General features: G+C 69.5%; 14 protein-coding genes. 13 read left to right on the forward strand and 1 reads right to left on the reverse strand.

The features are described from left to right. From EV647_RS12525 to EV647_RS12580, 12 genes are read left to right on the forward strand one after another with little or no spacing between them, the layout of a single operon-like run. Nucleotides 1-1,095: a glycosyltransferase gene (locus EV647_RS12525; protein ID WP_134002329.1), complete on the forward strand. Its 1,095-nt coding sequence runs from the start codon at nucleotides 1-3 to the stop codon at nucleotides 1,093-1,095. Then, the gene (locus EV647_RS12530; protein WP_238177171.1) at nucleotides 1,092-2,414 is read left to right on the forward strand and encodes a glycosyltransferase; all 1,323 of its coding nucleotides are present in this window, start codon (nucleotides 1,092-1,094) and stop codon (nucleotides 2,412-2,414) included. The genes EV647_RS12525 and EV647_RS12530 overlap by 4 nt, the downstream gene beginning before the upstream one ends. Next, nucleotides 2,411-3,130 (forward strand): hypothetical protein, encoded by a 720-nt coding sequence (locus tag EV647_RS12535; protein ID WP_134002331.1) that lies wholly within the window; start codon nucleotides 2,411-2,413, stop codon nucleotides 3,128-3,130. Before EV647_RS12530 ends, EV647_RS12535 begins: the two co-directional genes overlap by 4 nt. Next, entirely contained in the window at nucleotides 3,130-4,323 is a 1,194-nt protein-coding gene (locus EV647_RS12540; protein ID WP_134002333.1) for a hypothetical protein, read from the forward strand. Before EV647_RS12535 ends, EV647_RS12540 begins: the two co-directional genes overlap by 1 nt. After that, the gene (locus EV647_RS12545) at nucleotides 4,320-4,931 is read left to right on the forward strand and encodes an acyltransferase (protein ID WP_133786571.1); all 612 of its coding nucleotides are present in this window, start codon (nucleotides 4,320-4,322) and stop codon (nucleotides 4,929-4,931) included. Before EV647_RS12540 ends, EV647_RS12545 begins: the two co-directional genes overlap by 4 nt. After that, nucleotides 4,928-6,019 (forward strand): DegT/DnrJ/EryC1/StrS aminotransferase family protein, encoded by a 1,092-nt coding sequence (locus EV647_RS12550; protein WP_202876205.1) that lies wholly within the window; start codon nucleotides 4,928-4,930, stop codon nucleotides 6,017-6,019. Before EV647_RS12545 ends, EV647_RS12550 begins: the two co-directional genes overlap by 4 nt. 1 nt (nucleotide 6,020) lies before the next feature. After that, complete coding sequence (locus EV647_RS12555; protein ID WP_134002337.1) at nucleotides 6,021-7,022, forward strand: Gfo/Idh/MocA family protein; 1,002 nt, start codon at nucleotides 6,021-6,023, stop codon at nucleotides 7,020-7,022. A 2-nt stretch (nucleotides 7,023-7,024) separates the two neighbouring features. Further along, complete coding sequence (wecB, locus tag EV647_RS12560; protein WP_134002339.1) at nucleotides 7,025-8,077, forward strand: non-hydrolyzing UDP-N-acetylglucosamine 2-epimerase; 1,053 nt, start codon at nucleotides 7,025-7,027, stop codon at nucleotides 8,075-8,077. Between the two features lie 4 nt (nucleotides 8,078-8,081). Continuing rightward, nucleotides 8,082-9,284: an acyltransferase gene (locus tag EV647_RS12565; protein ID WP_134002340.1), complete on the forward strand. Its 1,203-nt coding sequence runs from the start codon at nucleotides 8,082-8,084 to the stop codon at nucleotides 9,282-9,284. A gap of 25 nt (nucleotides 9,285-9,309) precedes the next feature. Next, nucleotides 9,310-10,611, forward strand: a complete 1,302-nt coding sequence (locus tag EV647_RS12570) for a nucleotide sugar dehydrogenase (RefSeq protein WP_134002342.1) — start codon at nucleotides 9,310-9,312, stop codon at nucleotides 10,609-10,611. Continuing rightward, a complete protein-coding gene (locus EV647_RS12575; protein WP_134002344.1) occupies nucleotides 10,608-13,232 on the forward strand; it encodes a glycosyltransferase in 2,625 nt (874 codons plus the stop codon). The genes EV647_RS12570 and EV647_RS12575 overlap by 4 nt, the downstream gene beginning before the upstream one ends. Continuing rightward, nucleotides 13,233-14,384, forward strand: a complete 1,152-nt coding sequence (locus tag EV647_RS12580; RefSeq protein WP_134002346.1) for a glycosyltransferase — start codon at nucleotides 13,233-13,235, stop codon at nucleotides 14,382-14,384. It begins immediately after the preceding gene. A gap of 72 nt (nucleotides 14,385-14,456) precedes the next feature. On the opposite strand, the gene EV647_RS12585 is transcribed toward EV647_RS12580, so the two are convergent. Beyond that, on the reverse strand, nucleotides 14,457-15,287 hold the full coding sequence (locus tag EV647_RS12585) for a helix-turn-helix transcriptional regulator (RefSeq protein ID WP_166680304.1): 831 nt from the start codon (nucleotides 15,285-15,287) through the stop codon (nucleotides 14,457-14,459). A gap of 102 nt (nucleotides 15,288-15,389) precedes the next feature. Between EV647_RS12585 and EV647_RS12590 the strand changes: the two genes are divergently transcribed. After that, nucleotides 15,390-16,136 (forward strand): SDR family oxidoreductase, encoded by a 747-nt coding sequence (locus EV647_RS12590; RefSeq protein ID WP_134002350.1) that lies wholly within the window; start codon nucleotides 15,390-15,392, stop codon nucleotides 16,134-16,136. Nucleotides 16,137-16,369 lie beyond the last annotated feature (233 nt).

The raw sequence follows: 16,369 nt of genomic DNA on the forward strand, positions 1-16,369 counted from the left end.
ATGTCACGCAGCACCGCGCCGGACGTGGGGATCATCACGACCGGCCACGACGTCGCCGATGCGCGCCTGCACAAGATCACCGCTGCCCTGCAGCACCGTGATCTGTCGGTCGAGCTGTGGGGCCTCGGCGACGCCGACGGTGGGCCGGCGGGTGCGGTGGTGCACGCCGGTCCGCGCGGCAACCTGGTGCAGCGGCTGGCTCGCACCGCCGTGCTGCCGTGGCGGACCAACGCCAAGGTGGTCATGACGGTCGACCCGGACATGATCCCGGTCACGCGGCTCGTCACCACGCTGCGGCGACGCAAGTTCGTGGTCGATGTGCACGAGGACTACGAGCGGCTGCTCGCCGATCGCGCGTGGGCGCAGGGTCCGGCGGGTCTGCCGGCCCGGCTGATCGTGCGCGCCGGGTCGAAGCTGGCCGCGGGCGCCGACCTCACCGTGGTCGCCGACTCGCACCTCGCACCGCACCAGGCGAAGCACCGCATCGTGGTGCAGAACCTTCCCAACCGCGGCTTCCTGGCCCCGTCTCCGCCGACCGGCGCACCGCGTGCCGTGTACGTCGGGGACCTGCGCAGGAGCCGTGGCCTGTTCGACATGGTCGAGACCGTCGCCGCGGCGCCGGACTGGTCTCTCGACCTGATCGGCCCGGTCGCACCGTCGGACCGGGACGAGCTGGAGGCCCGGGTCGCCCGGCCCGACCTGAGCGGTCGGGTCCGGCTGCACGGGCGCCAGCCACCGGCGGACGCGTGGCAGCTCACCAAGGGAGCTTGGGCGAGCCTGGCCATGCTGCAGCCGACCCCGGCGTTCGTGGAAGCGATGCCGTCCAAGATCTACGAGTACCTCGCCAGCGGTCTTCCCGTGCTCTCCACCCGCCTGCCCCGGCAGACGAAGGTGATCGAGGAGTCCGGTGGCGGAGTCCTGGTGGACTCGGTGGCGGAGGCGTCCGAGATCCTGCGGCGCTGGTCCGCGGACCCCGGTGAGCTGGAGAAGCTGCGCGACCACGCGCTGCAGTGGGCGGCGGACCATCTGCCCGCGAACACGCCGTACGACGATCTGGCCGACGCGATTCTCAATCTTTTAAGAGGAACTGCATGACCGACCGCCCACACCTGTTGTACGTCGCCTGGGGCTTCCCGCCCTGCCGTGGCGGCGGTGTCTACCGGGCCCTGGCCACGGCCAACCGGTTCGCCGCGCTCGGCTGGAAGGTGACCGTGCTGACGGCCGACCGCGACACGTTCTTCCGGTTCACCGGCGCGGACCTGACCCTCGAGGAGCGGGTCGACCCGTCCGTCGAGGTCGTCCGGGTTCCGTTCGAGTGGCCGATTCTCGAAGCCGACCTGCGCCGCTGGTCCAAGCGCCGGGCGTCGAACCCGAAGCTCTGGGCCAAGTGGCGCACGAAGCAGGACCAGATCCCGTTCCCGGAGAGCGGCTACGGGCCGTGGCGTTCGGTGATCGAGAAGGCCGCCGAGCGCATCCACCAGGCGAACAAGGTCGACCTGACGGTCGCGACCGCCAACCCGCACGTCGCGTTCACCGCGGCGTACCACCTGCACAAGAAGTTCCAGGTGCCGTACGTCATGGACTACCGCGACGCGTGGCTGCTGGACGTGTTCACCGGTGACCGGCTGCACGAGCCGAACAGCCGCGCCGCCAAGTGGGAGAAGAAGCTCGTCGAGTCCGCTCGCGAGGTCTGGTTCGTGAACGACCCGATCAAGGACTGGCACGAGAAGCTCTACCCGGCCCAGGCGAGCAAGATGCACACCGTCGCCAACGGCTTCGACCCCGACCTGGTGCCGGACACGCAGGACCGGGGCGCGGTCACCGACCGGCCGCTGGTCTTCGGGTACGTCGGGACGGTGTCGCCGAAGGTGCCGCTCGCGGACTTCGTCAAGGGCTGGCAGCTCGCCAAGGAGCAGTCCGAGGAGCTCGCCGGCGCGAAGGCGAAGATCTACGGCTACCTCGGGTACTACGCGCAGCCGCGGGCGGACATGCTCGCGACGATCAACGCCGCCACCGAGGACGGGGTCAGCTACGAGGGCCCGGTCGGCAAGGCGGAGATCGCCAAGGCGTACGACGAGTTCGACGCGCAGCTGCTGATGCTGGGCAAGGGCCGGTACGTGACGAGCGGCAAGGTGTTCGAGTACCTCGCCACCGGGTTGCCGATCGTGTCGGTGCACGACCCGGAGAACGCGGCGTCCGACGTACTGCGCGGGCATCCGTTGTGGTTCCCGGTCGCGGACGTGACGCCCGAGGCGATCGCGGCGGCGCTGATCGAGGCGGCGCACGCGGCCCGCACTGCGGACGAGGGGATCCGGGCGAAGGCGCGCGAGTTCGGTGCGTCGTACCGGCGGGACCTGCAGCTGGATCCGCGGATCGAGTCGCTGGCCGCGAGCGTCAAGGGGGTCGCGGCATGAGCAACGTCGTACTGCTGTCGACGCGCAAGCTGCCGCCGACGTACTTCGACCAGGTCCGTGAGGATCTCGGCGACCAGAACATCACCATCGACGTCGTCGGTTGGGTGGCGCCGTCCGCCTGGGTGGCCGACAAGGTCAACAGCTTCACGCTGATCGGCCCGGGCCGCATGCCGGCCGCGCCGGTCGTGGAGCCCGAGCCGGACCCGGCCACGGAGCCGACGGACGAGGCACCGGACGCGGTCATCGCGCCGGAGGCCGTCGCCGATCCGGAGACCGTCGTCGAGGACGAGGCGAAGGTTGCCCCGGCGGCGGCACAGGTTGCGGCCGCTGCCTCCACTCCGCCTCCTCCGCCTGCCGCTGCGAAGCCGCGTCCGACGGGGGCCAAGCGGGTCGTGAAGGCGGTCGAGTGGCGCGCCCGGAAGGCGAAGAAGGTGGCCGGCCGGATGTTGCCCAAGGCAATCAAGACCTCGGCGCCGGTGAAGTTCCTGCGCGGCCAGCGGGCGACCAGCGATCTCGGCAAGACGTACTGGGAGCGGGTGCTCAGCCGTCGCGACGTACTGGAGACCATCGACCAGGCCGACGTCGTGATCGCGCTCGACGCCGGCGCCATCTGGGCCGGCTGGAACCTCGGTCAGCGGAAGGCCAGCACGCCGGTCGTGCTCGGTCTGCCGGCGGCCCGCCGGGAACTCGACATGATGAAGGCCCCTTCTACGTAATGGGTGACACAGCGACGATGACGATCCGCGAGCACCTGCCTGCGCCGTTGGCCCGGACCGCAGGAGCGGTCCGGCGGCGCCTGCGGGGCTTGCGGTACTCGTACGCGCAGCTGCCGGCGTTCCCGCCGGCAGCGACGACGCCGGTGCGGATGCTGGTCGGACCGACCAACTCCGCCGGTCAGGGGCATGCCTGGGCACAGGCCGCCAAGACCCTGCCCGACGTCGACGCCGTCGCGTTCTCCTTGCACCGCAAGGGCCAGTTCCAGTTCGCCGACGACTACGGCGTACCGCTGGCGTGGTTCGGCCAGCCGCGCTGGCAGCGCGCCCAGCAGCAGTACGTCGTCGAGAACTACACGCATGTGATGGTCGAGTCGCTGCGCCCGATCTTCGGCGCCCGCGGCTTCTCGGACGCCTCCGCCGACATCGAGACGATGCTCGCGAAGGGCATCAACGTGAGTCTGCTCTTCCACGGCTCCGACATCCGCCTGCCCAGCCGGCACGCGAAGCGCGAGCGCTGGTCGCCGTTCACCCCTGGTGACGAGCTGACCGACCGCCTCGAGCCGCAGGCCCGCCGGCACGCCGAGCTGGTCGAGTCGCTGCAGCTCCCGGTTTTCGTGTCCACGGTCGACCTGCTGGACGACGTACCGAACGCCCAGTGGCTGCCGGTCGCGATCGACCCGGTGCCGTGGCAGCAGGCCGCGCGGCCGCTGTTCTCCGGCGAGAAGCCTGTCGTCGCGCACGTCCCGTCGAACGCGAAACTCAAGGGCACCGAGGAGATCGACGCGGTGCTGACCGGGCTGCACGAGCGCGGCGTGGTCGAGTACCGGCGGATCACCGGCGTACCGCACGAGCAGATGGCAAGCGTCATCGGCGATGCCGACATCGTTGTCGACCAACTCCGGATCGGTCTGTACGGCGTGGCAGCCGCCGAAGCGCTCGCTGCCGGGCGGATCGTGGTTTCGTACGTCGGTGACGCGGTGCGCCACCAGGTGCGTAGTCTGGCCGGGCGAGAGGTGCCGATCGTGGAGGCGGATCCCGACACCCTGGGTGATGTCGTCGCGGGCCTGATCGCGGATCGTGACGCCGCCGCCGAGCGGGCGGCCGCCGGCCCCGGTTTCGTGGCGGAGCTGCACGACGGACGCCGCTCGGCCGAAGTACTGAGAAGCTGGCTCATTTCGAAGGAGACCCTGTGACGTCCCGCATCGCGCCATCCGCCGACGTCGACGACAGCGCCCAGATCGGCGACGGGTCGTCGGTCTGGCACCTGGCCCAGATCCGCGAGAACGCGGTCCTCGGCAAGAACTGCATCGTCGGCCGCGGTGCCTACGTCGGGACCGGGGTCCGGATGGGCGACAACTGCAAGATCCAGAACTACGCGCTGGTGTACGAGCCCGCCTCCCTCGAGGACGGCGTGTTCATCGGCCCGGCGGTGGTGCTCACCAACGACTACTTCCCGCGCGCGGTGAACCCGGACGGTACGCCGAAGAGCGGGCACGACTGGGAACCGGTCGGGGTGACGATGAAGGAAGGCTGCTCGCTCGGTGCGCGCAGCGTGTGCGTGGCCCCGGTCACCATCGGCCGCTGGGCGACCGTCGCCGCGGGTGCGGTGGTGACCAAGGACGTGCCAGACTTCGCGCTGGTCGCCGGGGTCCCGGCGCGCCGGCTCAAGTGGGTCGGCAAGGCCGGGGTTCCGCTGCTCTCCGTCGGGGACGGCGAGTGGAAGTGCCCGAACACGGGCGAGATGTACATCGAAACCGACGGACGGCTGCGGCCGGCCGGTGAAGCAATGGAGGAGAACTGATGGTGCAGCCGATTCCGGCCGCGAAGCCGATCATCGGGAAGGAGGAGCGCGAGGCTGTCGACCGTGTCATGCAGTCCGGCATGCTCGCCCAGGGTCCTGAGGTGGCGGCGTTCGAGCAGGAGTTCGGCGCAGCGCTGGTCTCCGGCCGGGCGTGCGTCGCGACGAACTCGGGCACGTCGGGTCTCCACCTCGGCCTGCTGGCCGCGGGCGTCGGACCGGGTGACGAGGTCATCGTCCCGTCCTTCACCTTCGCCGCGACCGCGAACAGCGTCGCGCTGACCGGTGCCACCCCGGTGTTCGTCGACATCGAGCCGACGTACTTCTGCCTGGACCCGGCCGCGGTCGAGGCCGCGATCACCGAGAAGACCAAGGCCGTCATGCCGGTGCACCTGTTCGGTCACCCGGCCAACATCACCGCGCTGCAGGCGATCGCCGACAAGCACGGCATCCAGATCTACGAGGACGCCGCGCAGGCCCACGGCGCCACCTGGAACGGCGCCCCGGTCGGTACGTTCGGTGAGTTCGCGATGTTCAGCCTCTACCCGACCAAGAACATGACGTCCGGTGAGGGCGGCATGAACTCGGTCGCGAACGCCGACCTCGAGCGCCGGATGCGGCTGTTCCGCAACCAGGGCATGCTCAAGCAGTACGAGAACGAGGTCGTCGGCCTGAACAACCGGATGACCGACCTGCACGCCGCCATCGGCCGCGTGCAGCTGACCAAGGTCGGCGGCTGGACCAAGCAGCGGCAGGAGAACGCGGCCTTCCTGGACGCGAACCTGCAGGGTGTCGCCGTTCCGGCGGTCGCCGCCGAGGCGACCCACGTGTACCACCAGTACACGATCCGCGTGACGGAGGACCGTGACGGCTTCGCGAACGCGCTGCGGACCGAGTACGGCGTCGGCTGCGGCGTGTACTACCCGATCCCGAACCACCGGCTCCCGTCGTTCCAGCGTGAGCTGGACCTGCCGGAGACCGAGAAGGCCGCGGCCGAGGTGCTCTCGCTGCCGGTCCACCCCTCGCTGTCCGAGGAAGACCTGAACCGGATCGTGGCCGCGGTGAACACCGTGGCGAAGGCGGGTGCGTGAGATGGCGAACCTGCGTGCGGGCCTGATCGGCCTGGGCATGATGGGCCGGCACCACGCCCGGGTCCTGGCGTCCCTCGAGGGCGTCGACCTGGTCGCGGTCGCCGACCCGGGTGGTGACAAGTTCGGTGTCGCCGGCGGTCGTCCGGTGCACGAGAACATCGAGCAGTTGATCGGCGAGAAGCTCGACTACTGCATGGTCGCGGTGCCGACGCAGTACCACGCCGAGATCGCGAAGGCGCTGGCCGAGGCCGGCGTGCACGCGATGATCGAGAAGCCGCTGGCCGGCTCCTCGGCCGAGGCGACCGAGATCGCGAAGGCGTTCGAGGCGGCCGGTCTGGTCGGCGCGGTCGGCCACATCGAGCGGTACAACCCGGCGCTGCAGGCGCTGCGGGTGCGGCTGGAGGCCGGCGAGCTGGGCGACATCTACCAGATCACCACCCGCCGTCAGGGCCCGTTCCCGTCCCGGATCGCCGACGTCGGCGTGGTGCTCGACCTGGCCACCCACGACATCGACCTGACGGCCTGGGTGACCCAGTCGCCGTTCGTCTCGGTGTCCGCGCAGAGCGCGCACAAGTCGGGCCGGCAGTTCGAGGACCTGATCGCGGTGACCGGCAAGCTGGCCGACGGCACCGTCACCAGCCACCTGGTCAACTGGCTGTCCCCGATGAAGGAGCGGCTCACCGTCGTCACGGGCGAGAAGGGCGCGTTCATCGCCGACACCCTGCTGGCCGACCTGACCTTCCACTCCAACGGCACGGTCGCCACCGCGTGGGACGACGTCGCGCACTTCCGCGGTGTCAGCGAGGGCGACATGATCCGCTACGCGATCAGCAAGCCGGAGCCGCTGCGCACCGAGCACGAGGCGTTCCGTGACGCGGTGCTCGGCAAGGAGGCGGACATCGTCACGCTGCAGCAGGGCCTGCAGACCGTGAAGGTCGCGGAAGCCGTTCTGCAGTCGGCTGCCGAGGACCGAACTGTCAAGGTCGCCGGGGAGTCCCAGTAGCCATGAAGGTTCTGAGCGTTGTCGGGGCGCGCCCGCAGTTCGTGAAGCTGGCGCCGGTCGCGGAGGCTTTTGCCGCGACCGATCACCAGCACGTGATCGTGCACACCGGGCAGCACTACGACAAGAACATGTCCGACGTGTTCTTCGCCGACCTGCGGATCCCGGCCCCGGACGTCCACCTGGGCGTCGGGTCCGGCAGCCACGGTGTCCAGACCGGCGCGATGCTGGCCGCGATGGACGCCGTACTGGACGAGCACAAGCCGGACTGGGTGCTGGTGTACGGCGACACGAACTCGACGCTCGCCGGCACGCTGTCCGCGGTGAAGATGCACCTGCCGGTGGCGCACCTCGAGGCCGGGCTGCGTTCGTTCAACCGGCTGATGCCGGAGGAGCACAACCGGGTACTCACCGACCACGCGGCGGACCTGCTGCTGGCCCCGACCCAGGTGGCGATGGACCACCTGGCGAACGAGGGCCTGAAGGACAGGTCGCGGCTGGTCGGCGACGTGATGACCGACGTGTGCTTCCGGGTCCGCGACGCGGTCAAGGACAACGACCTCGACCTGCCGTTCAAGCGCGGTGAGTACGTCGTCTCGACCATCCACCGGGCCGAGAACACCGACGACCCGGAACGGCTGGCCGCGATCGTCGACGGTCTCGGCGCGGCCGGTACGCCGGTCCTGCTGCTGGCCCACCCGCGGCTCGTCGCGAAGTGCGCGGAGCACGGCATCAAGCTGGAGCGTCCGGACGGTTCGCTGCACGTCCGGGAGCCGCTGGCGTACCCGGAGATGGTCGCGGCCGTCCTCGGTTCGGCCGGCGTCGTGACCGACTCCGGCGGTCTCCAGAAGGAGGCCTTCCTGCTCGGCCGGGTGTGCACCACGCTGCGCACCGAGACCGAGTGGGTCGAGACGCTGGAGGACGGATGGAACGTGTTGACATCCGACGTGAGTAAGCTTCCCGAGTTGGCTGCCCGGCCGACGCCCACGGGGGACCGCCCGATGCCGTACGGCGACGGCCACGCTGCAGAGCGTGTCGTTTCCACTCTCGCGGAGTAACTACATGACGAAGGCCGCCGAAGAGAACCAGACGACGCCGACCCAGGAAGCCCCGGGGTCGGCCGCTGTCGCGACCCAACCTCCCGGCGCGCCAATCAGTACGACCCCTGCCGACGCGGTCCCACCGCGTCCCGGCGGGAGGTTGCCACGAGTCGAGTCGCTCACCGGTTTGCGCTGGTGGGCGGCCTTCTTCGTGTTCTGCCACCACATGACGAACCTGGCGCCGCTGCCGGTCTACGACTTCCTGAAGTACGGCACCTCCGGCGTCACGTTCTTCTTCGTGCTGTCCGGTTTCGTGCTGACCTGGTCGGCGCAGCCGGGGACGAAGATCCGGACGTTCTACCGGCGCCGGTTCGCGCGGATCTTCCCGCTGTACTTCCTCACGCTGATCGCGGCGATCTTCGTCTTCTACCGGTTCGAGCCGCCGGCCGGGATGTCGTGGATCAAGCCGGTCTCGTACGGCGTGCTGCTGGCGTCGGCGTTCCTGGTGCAGGGCTGGTCGAACAACGCGACCATCCTGTACGGCGGTAACCCGGCGGGCTGGACGCTGTCGGTCGAGGCGTTCTTCTACGCGTACTTCCCGTTCGTCTGGCGGGCTACGCAGCGGCTGAAGACGGCCGGCGGCCTGATCCTGTGCGTCTCGGTGCTCGTGCTCGGCGGGGCGTACCGCCTGGCGCTGTTCCACTACAAGGCCGACGTACCGGTGCTACCGCAGCCGGTGCTGCACTCGGTGGCGTTCCTGTTCGGTGTCGGCCTGGCGATCTCGCTGCGGTCCGGCTGGAAGCCGCGGATCCCGGTGTGGTTCGCGTTCCTGGTCACCGGCGGCGGGCTGTACCTGCTCTGGTACTCCGGCTCGCACCCGACCGAGGTCCCCGGCGCGGTGACGATGGGCCTGTGCCAGAAGGAGGTCCTCACCTTCCTGTACGGCTTCCTGATCCTCGCGGTCGCCGCCCGCGACACCCGCGGCGGCCGGTCCGTGCTGCGCAGCAAGCCGATGGTGGCGCTGGGCCAGTGGTCGTACGCCTTCTACCTGGTGCACGCCACGATCCTGTACGCGATCAAGGAGTACCACGGTGTCGCCGGCCCGATCGGCTGGTCCAACCTGACCTGGTACGCCGGTGTCCTGGTCATCTCGATCTTCGCCTCGTGGCTGCTCTACAAGTTCGTCGAGCACCCGCTGGAACGGAAGCTCCGAGGCCCCCGATGAAGAATCACTACCTAGTGGAGTTCCTGTGCGTGTCAGTGTTGTTGCCTTAGGCAAGATCGGACTGCCGTTGGCCGTCCAGTTCGCGGCCAAGGGCCATCAGGTCGTCGGCGTCGACATCAACGAGAAGTTCGTCGAGCTGGTGAACGCCGGCCAGGAGCCGTTCCCGGGTGAGGCCCACCTGCAGGAGCTGCTCAGCGAGACCGTGGCCGACGGCCGCCTGCGGGCGACCACGGACTACGCGGATGCGATCTCGAACAGCGACGCGGTCGTCGTGGTCGTGCCGCTGTTCGTGGACGAGCAGACCGGTCAGCCCGAGTTCGGCTGGATGGAGAACGCGACCCGTTCCCTGGCCGAGCACCTGACGCCCGGCACGCTGGTCAGCTACGAGACCACGCTCCCGGTCGGCACCACCCGGAACCGGTGGAAGCCGATGCTCGAGGAGATCTCCGGCCTGACCGAGGGCACCGACTTCCACCTGGTGTTCTCGCCGGAGCGGGTGCTCACCGGCCGGGTCTTCGCGGACCTGCGCAAGTACCCGAAGCTGGTCGGCGGCCTGTCCGAAGAGGGCGCGAAGCGCGCCACCGCGTTCTACGAGGCCGTCCTGGACTTCGACGAGCGCCCGGACCTGGACCGCCCGAACGGCGTCTGGGACTTGGGCTCCGCGGAGGCGGCCGAGCTGGCGAAGCTGGCCGAGACCACCTACCGCGACGTGAACATCGGCCTGGCGAACCAGTTCGCCCGGTTCGCCGGCCAGAACGGCATCGACGTCCACGCCGTCATCGAGGCGTCGAACTCGCAGCCGTACAGCCACATCCACCGGCCGGGTATCGCGGTCGGCGGCCACTGCATCCCGGTCTACCCGCGGCTGTACCTGTACACGGACCCGGACGCCACCGTCGTCCGGGCCGCCCGCGAGGCGAACGCCGGTATGCCCGACTACACGATCGGTCTGCTCGAGGGCGCCTTCGGTGACCTCAAGGGCGCCAAGGTCGTCGTGCTCGGCGCGTCGTACCGCGGTGGCGTCAAGGAGACCGCGTTCTCCGGGGTGTTCCCGGCCGTGGAGGCGTTGAAGGCGCGCGGCGCCGAGGTGTCCGTGCACGACCCGCTGTACACCGCCGAGGAGCTCCAGGGTCTCGGCTTCACGCCGTACACGCTGGGCGCGCCGGTGGACGCGGCGGTGCTGCAGGCGGACCACGCGGAGTACGCGCAGCTGAGCCCGGCCGACCTGCCGGGTGTGAAGGTGCTCGTCGACGGTCGCGACCGCACCGACCCGGCCAAGTGGGCGGGCGTGCGTCGGATTGTGATCGGAAGGTCGGTCAGCCAGTGACACATGCCGACCTGCGGGTCGTGATGATGGTCGCCAACGACGTCACCAACGACAGCCGGGTCCGCAAGGAGGCCGCAGCACTGGCCGAGACCGGAGCAGAGGTGACTGTGCTCGGGGTCTCGGCCAGCGGTCTGCCGTCGAGGGAGATGCTCGACGGAGCGCTGATCGTCCGGGTGGCAGTGCCTTTCACACTGCGTGAGGAACGGAAACGAAGCCGCACGGCGCGCCGCAACTGGCGGCCGCCGTTGGTGGGGTACCGGTACCGAGCAACCTATGTGGCGCGCAGTCAGCGGATCGCGGCCGAGCTCAAGGAGCTCAAGGCGGACTCCGGGCACGCGATCGCGCGCGCCAAGGCGGGCCAGGGGAATCCGGTCAAGTTCAAGGCAGGCGTCGCCACCCGGCTGCTCCGGCGGGCGCGCTGGCAGGCCGCCGAGCGCGCCGCCTGGGTCCGCAAGGGCGTCGGCAACAAGGCGGACGGACCGTTCAAGTTCGGCTGGCGGGCGTACGACGGGGTCCTGCACCGGCTGCCCTGGCCGGCGCCGTGGCGCAAGCTGCACCCAGAGGCACTGGACCTCGAGATCGCGTTCGGCGACCTGATCGACCGCCTCGAGCCGGACGTGGTGCACGCCCACGACATGCACGTGATCGGGGTCGCGACCCGCGCCGCCGGTCGCGCCAAGCTGCGCGGCCGCACGCTGAAGGTCGTGTACGACGCGCACGAGTATGTCGCCGGGCTCTCGCAGTACGGCGCCCGTACCCGGCGTTCGATCGCGGCCTGGGCCAACCACGAGCGTGAGTACATCGGCGACGCGGACCGGGTGATCACCGTCAGCCCGGCTATCGCGACCCGGTTGCAGCGCGAGCACAACCTGCGGCACGAGCCGACCGTGGTGATGAACACGCCGAACCCTGCTGACGTGTCGGTCGAGGTGTCCGACATTCGCAGCCGGATCGGCCTGGCATCCGACGTACCGCTGCTCGTCTACAGCGGTGGGGTGACGCGAGCGCGTGGGATCCACACCGCCGTACAGGCGCTGGTGGATCTGCCGGACGCGCACCTGGCCGTCGTGTGTGTGCCTGGCGTGGCGACGGACGCTGTCCGTGAGCTGCAGGCGCAGGCCGTGCAGTTGGAGGTGCAGGACCGCCTGCACTGCCTGGACCCGGTGAAGCCGGACGAGGTGGTCGCGTTCCTGCGGACCGCCGACATCGGGCTGATCCCGATCCTGCGCTACCCGAGCCACGAGATGGCGCTGCCGAACAAGCTGTTCGAGTACGCCTTCGCGGGGCTGCCGGTGGTGGTCAGCGACATGCCGAGCATGAAGGAGTTCGTCGATCGCACCAAGATCGGCGAGGTGTTCACCGCGGCCGACGCGCATGACCTGGCGTCGAAGGTCCGCACGGTCCTCGGTGACCTGGACAGCTACCGCGAGCGGGTTGCGGATCCGGCGTACCAGCAAGAGGTGTCCTGGGCCGGGCAGGCGACCAAGCTCCGTGAGCTGTACAGCGAGCTGACCGGGCAGCAGCTCGACGTCACGCGGCCGGGCGGCAAGGCGCGCAAGACCGGGCGGCACCTGCTGCTGGGGCCGGTCAACAGCGCCGGTCAGGCGTGGTTGTGGGCGACTGCGCTCGAGCGTGAGGTGCCGGACGTCAAGGCGGAGTCGCTCACGACGGGCAGCGGCGCGTTCGACTTCCGCGTGCACCGCACTGGCACGTACCGCCAGTACCGGTCCGATCTGCGCTGGCAGCTGGAGCTGACGGCGTACGCGTTGCGTGAGGTCACCCACGTGCTGTTCGAGGCGGGCCGGCCGATGTTCGGCCAGCAGCGCGGGCAGATGTGGACGACCGACGTACCGATGCTCGACCAGGCCGGGATCAAGCACGGTCTGGTGTTCCACGGGTCGGAGATCCGCGACCCCGCGCAGCACCGCGAGCGGTACCGGTACTCGCCGTTCCGCAACCCGGACGACGAGCTGACGGTGCGCCTGCAGGCCGCGAACAACCTGATGCGCCACCACCTCGAGGGCTACAAGGGACCGGTCTTCGTCACCACGCCGGACCTGCTGGAGTTCGTCGACAACGGCATCTGGTTGCCGCTCGCGGTCGACGTCGACAGCTTCGTGTCGACGCAGCCGGTGCTCGAGCGGGAGGTCCCGGTGGTGCTGCACGCGCCGTCGGCCTCCGCCTTGAAGGGTTCGGCGTACGTCGACCCCGTGCTGACGGACCTGGATGCCCGCGGCCTGATCAAGTACAACCGGGTCCAGGGCGTGCCGCACGCGGAGCTCGCCGAGATGGTGAAGAGCGCCGACATCGTGGTCGACCAGCTGCTGCTCGGTTCGTACGGCGTGTTCGCCTGCGAGGCGATGGCGGCCGGCCGGGTCACCGTCGGGCACATCGCGGACCCGGTCCGGGACCTGCTGCCGACCGACCTGCCGATCGCCGAGGCGAACCCGGACGACCTGGCGGAGGTGATCGAGCGGCTGGTCGCCGAGCGCGACACGGCCCGCAAGATCGCCGACGCGGGACCGTCGTTCGTGCGTGACCTGCACGACGGGCGGAAGTCGGTCGCGGAACTGCTGCCGTTCCTCAACAACGAACTGGTGTCCGAGGACGAGAGCGAGTAAGTGCGGATTCTGATGATCGCGCAGTCCCCGATCGCCGGGGACTCGCGGATCCTGCGGGAGGCGACGGCGCTCGCCGCGGCCGGTCACACGCTGCACGTGATCGGCCGGGACGTCCCTGAAGGCTTCGAGGTGGGGCCTGGGATCACGGTGGAGTCGGTCTCCCGCTCTTCCGGTCTGCGGGCCGGGAACGGCGGGCTGACGGTCGGGCACGGGCATTCCGGGCCCAAGGTGCTGGCGAAGCGGTTCGGGCGGTGGCTGTTGCTGCCCGAGCACCGGAACCGCACCGAGAAGCAGTGGCGGATCGCCGCGGCCCCGCGAGTGGCCGAGGCAGGTCCGGTCGATGTTGTGCATGCGCACGACTTCAACACGTTGGAACTCGCTGCCGAATACGCCGCCTTGTGGTCGGCCTCGCTTGTGTATGACAGCCACGAGCTGTGGTTCGATCGGGCCCTCCCGGGGCGGCCGACGCCGTTGTGGCGGGCGCGTGGGCGGCGGTACGAGGTGGCGCTGGCGTCGAAGGCCCGGGTCGTCTTCACGGTGTCGGACGGGATCGCGGCGCGGCTGCGGTCACGTGGGTTGACCGATGTGCGCGTCGTACGGAACACGTTCCCGCGTGCGGACGACGTACCGCCGGCACCTTCGCAGCCTGAGGGCCTGCTGTACGCCGGGCGCGTCGGAGCTGGGCGTGATCTGCCAACTGTGGTTGCCGCGGCTCGTGAGCTGGCGCCGTTCCGGACGGTGCTGATGGGATCGGTGGATCCCAACTATCGCTTGGATCTGGGGCCGGTGGAGACCGTCGCGGAACGGTCCATCGACGAGGTCGACGACACACTGCGCTCGTACGGCATCTCGCTCGTCACCCTGACCAACACCTGCGAGAACCACCGCCTCGCGCTGCCGAACAAGCTCTTCCACGCGGTCCGGGCCGGTGTCCCGGTCGTCGCGGCCGACCTGCCCGAGCTGCGGGCAGTCGTCACGCAGTACAAGCTCGGCGGCCTTTACGAGCCCGGCAACGCGCACTCGTTGGCGACGGCGGTCCGCACGGTGATCGACAACTACACGACGTACACCGACGGAGTCCGCTCGGCCGCGGCAGAACTCAACTGGGAACACGACGCCGCCACCCTCGTCGCCGCCTATTCGGAGTTGTGAGAGCGGGGTCCAGGCTGTCGCCAGGACCCCGCCTCAGTTCTACCTCGAAGCCTCGACCATCTGCTTCTCCTTCTACGACTCCCTCAACGGCGAATAGTCGCGGTCCAGTACGGTCGCGAGGCGCGCCTTCGTGGTGTCGTCGGACGGCGTGTACGTGATGACGAACTGCCCGTCGTCGCCGGGTAGCTGGAGTGATTCCAGCGAGAAGGTGAGTTGCCCGGCGACCGGGTGGTTCAGGACCTTCGGGCAGTGGGAGCGGCTCTGGACATCCTGGGAGGTCCAGAAGCGTTCGAACTCGGGGCTGGCGGTGCGGAGTTCGTCGACCAGGGCCGCCAGTTCGGTGTCGTCGGCGTACTCGGCCGAAGCCTTCCTGAGCAGCGCGACCGCGTCTTCTGCCACCGTCTCCCAGTCGGCGTAGTACTCGCGGGCTCCGGGGTCCAGGAAGTACAGACGCGCCAGATTCCGATGGGCCAAGCCCTCGAAGTCCGCGACGACCTCGAGGGCGGCGGAGTTCCACGTGAGGACGTTGCTCAGGCGGTCCACGACGATCGCCGGGAGGTCGTGCATCGCGTCGATCATTGCCTTCAGCTGCGGGCGTACGGCCGTCTTCGGTGGTACTGCGGGTGGCGCCGAGCAGGCCAGCCGCCGCAGATGATCACGCTCGGCCTGATCCAGCCGGAGCGCGTCCGCGACGGCGGTCAGCACTGTGGTCGACGGGTTGCCGGCGCGGCCCTGCTCCAGGCGGATGTAGTAGTCGACGCTGACGTTCGCGAGCAGCGCGACCTCCTCCCGGCGCAGACCGGAGACGCGCCGGTCCCGACCGGAGCGCAGACCGACATCCTCGGGCCGCAACCGAGCCCGACGGGTCTGCAGGAACTCTCCCAGTTGCGGTCGCGCACTCACCGCACCAGTATCCCCACACGGCCCAGCCCACTGGGTGGTACTACCAGACCTACGGTGGAAGCGGATCTTCTGAGCGGGCGCCCTCCGGCGGAGCGTGGAGCCATGAGCACTTCACGCATCGCACTCGTCACCGGCGCCGCCAGCGGAATCGGCGCCGCCATCGCCACTCGTCTCGCGGCCGACGGCGCGTCCGTCGCGTTGCTTGCCCGACGCCGCGACCGCCTCGAGAAAGTCGCCGCCCAGATCGCCGAGGCCGGCAGTATGGCGCTCGTCGTCCCGGCCGATGTCACCTCGGAGCAGTCCGTGGCCGAGGCCGCCGCTCTCGTACAGGACCGCTACGGCGATGTCGACCTGCTGGTGAACAACGCGGGGGTCATGCACGTGGTCCCGTTCGCGGACGGCCCGGTAGACGCGTGGCGCAGTACCGTCGACGTCAACCTGACCGGCGTCATCAACGTCACGCACGCGTTCCTCCCGGCGCTGCGCCGATCGGCGGCGACCCGGACGACCGACCTGATCAACGTGTCGTCCCTGGCCGGTGAGCGCGTCAATCCCGGCATGGCGGCGTACGGCGCCTCGAAGGCAGCCGTCAGCCACCTCACGCGAACGCTGCGTGCCGAACTGGCCGGCGAGGGGATCCGCGTCACCGACCTGGAGCCCGGGATGATCGACGGCACCGAACTCGCGGACAGCTTCCCCGCCGAGCTGCAGTCGATGGTGGACGACCTCCGCAGCACGCTCCCCGCGGTCCCGGTCAGCGAGGTAGCCGACCTCATCGCGTACGTCGTCGGCCGCCCCCGAAACGTAAACCTCCCGCACCTGATCATCCAACCGTCCAAGGAGATCTAGTGAGCCGGGGTTGGGGAGGGTTTCTTCCCAGATCGGGTACACAACCCTCCCCAAGTCACCTCGAACGGGTTATCACGCGCAACCGTTGTTGGCTGAGGCCGTACGGCGTGGATGGGAGCTGATCCAGGTAGTTCCGGATGTGACGCAGATCAAGCCGGGTGATCCGGTACCGGTCGCGACGCTGAGCGACGTACCGCAAGCTGATCTGCTGGTAGTGAACGGTGCTTCGGACT

The organism is Kribbella sp. VKM Ac-2566 (assembly GCF_004366005.1).
In the GTDB taxonomy this organism is placed as follows: domain Bacteria; phylum Actinomycetota; class Actinomycetes; order Propionibacteriales; family Kribbellaceae; genus Kribbella; species Kribbella pratensis.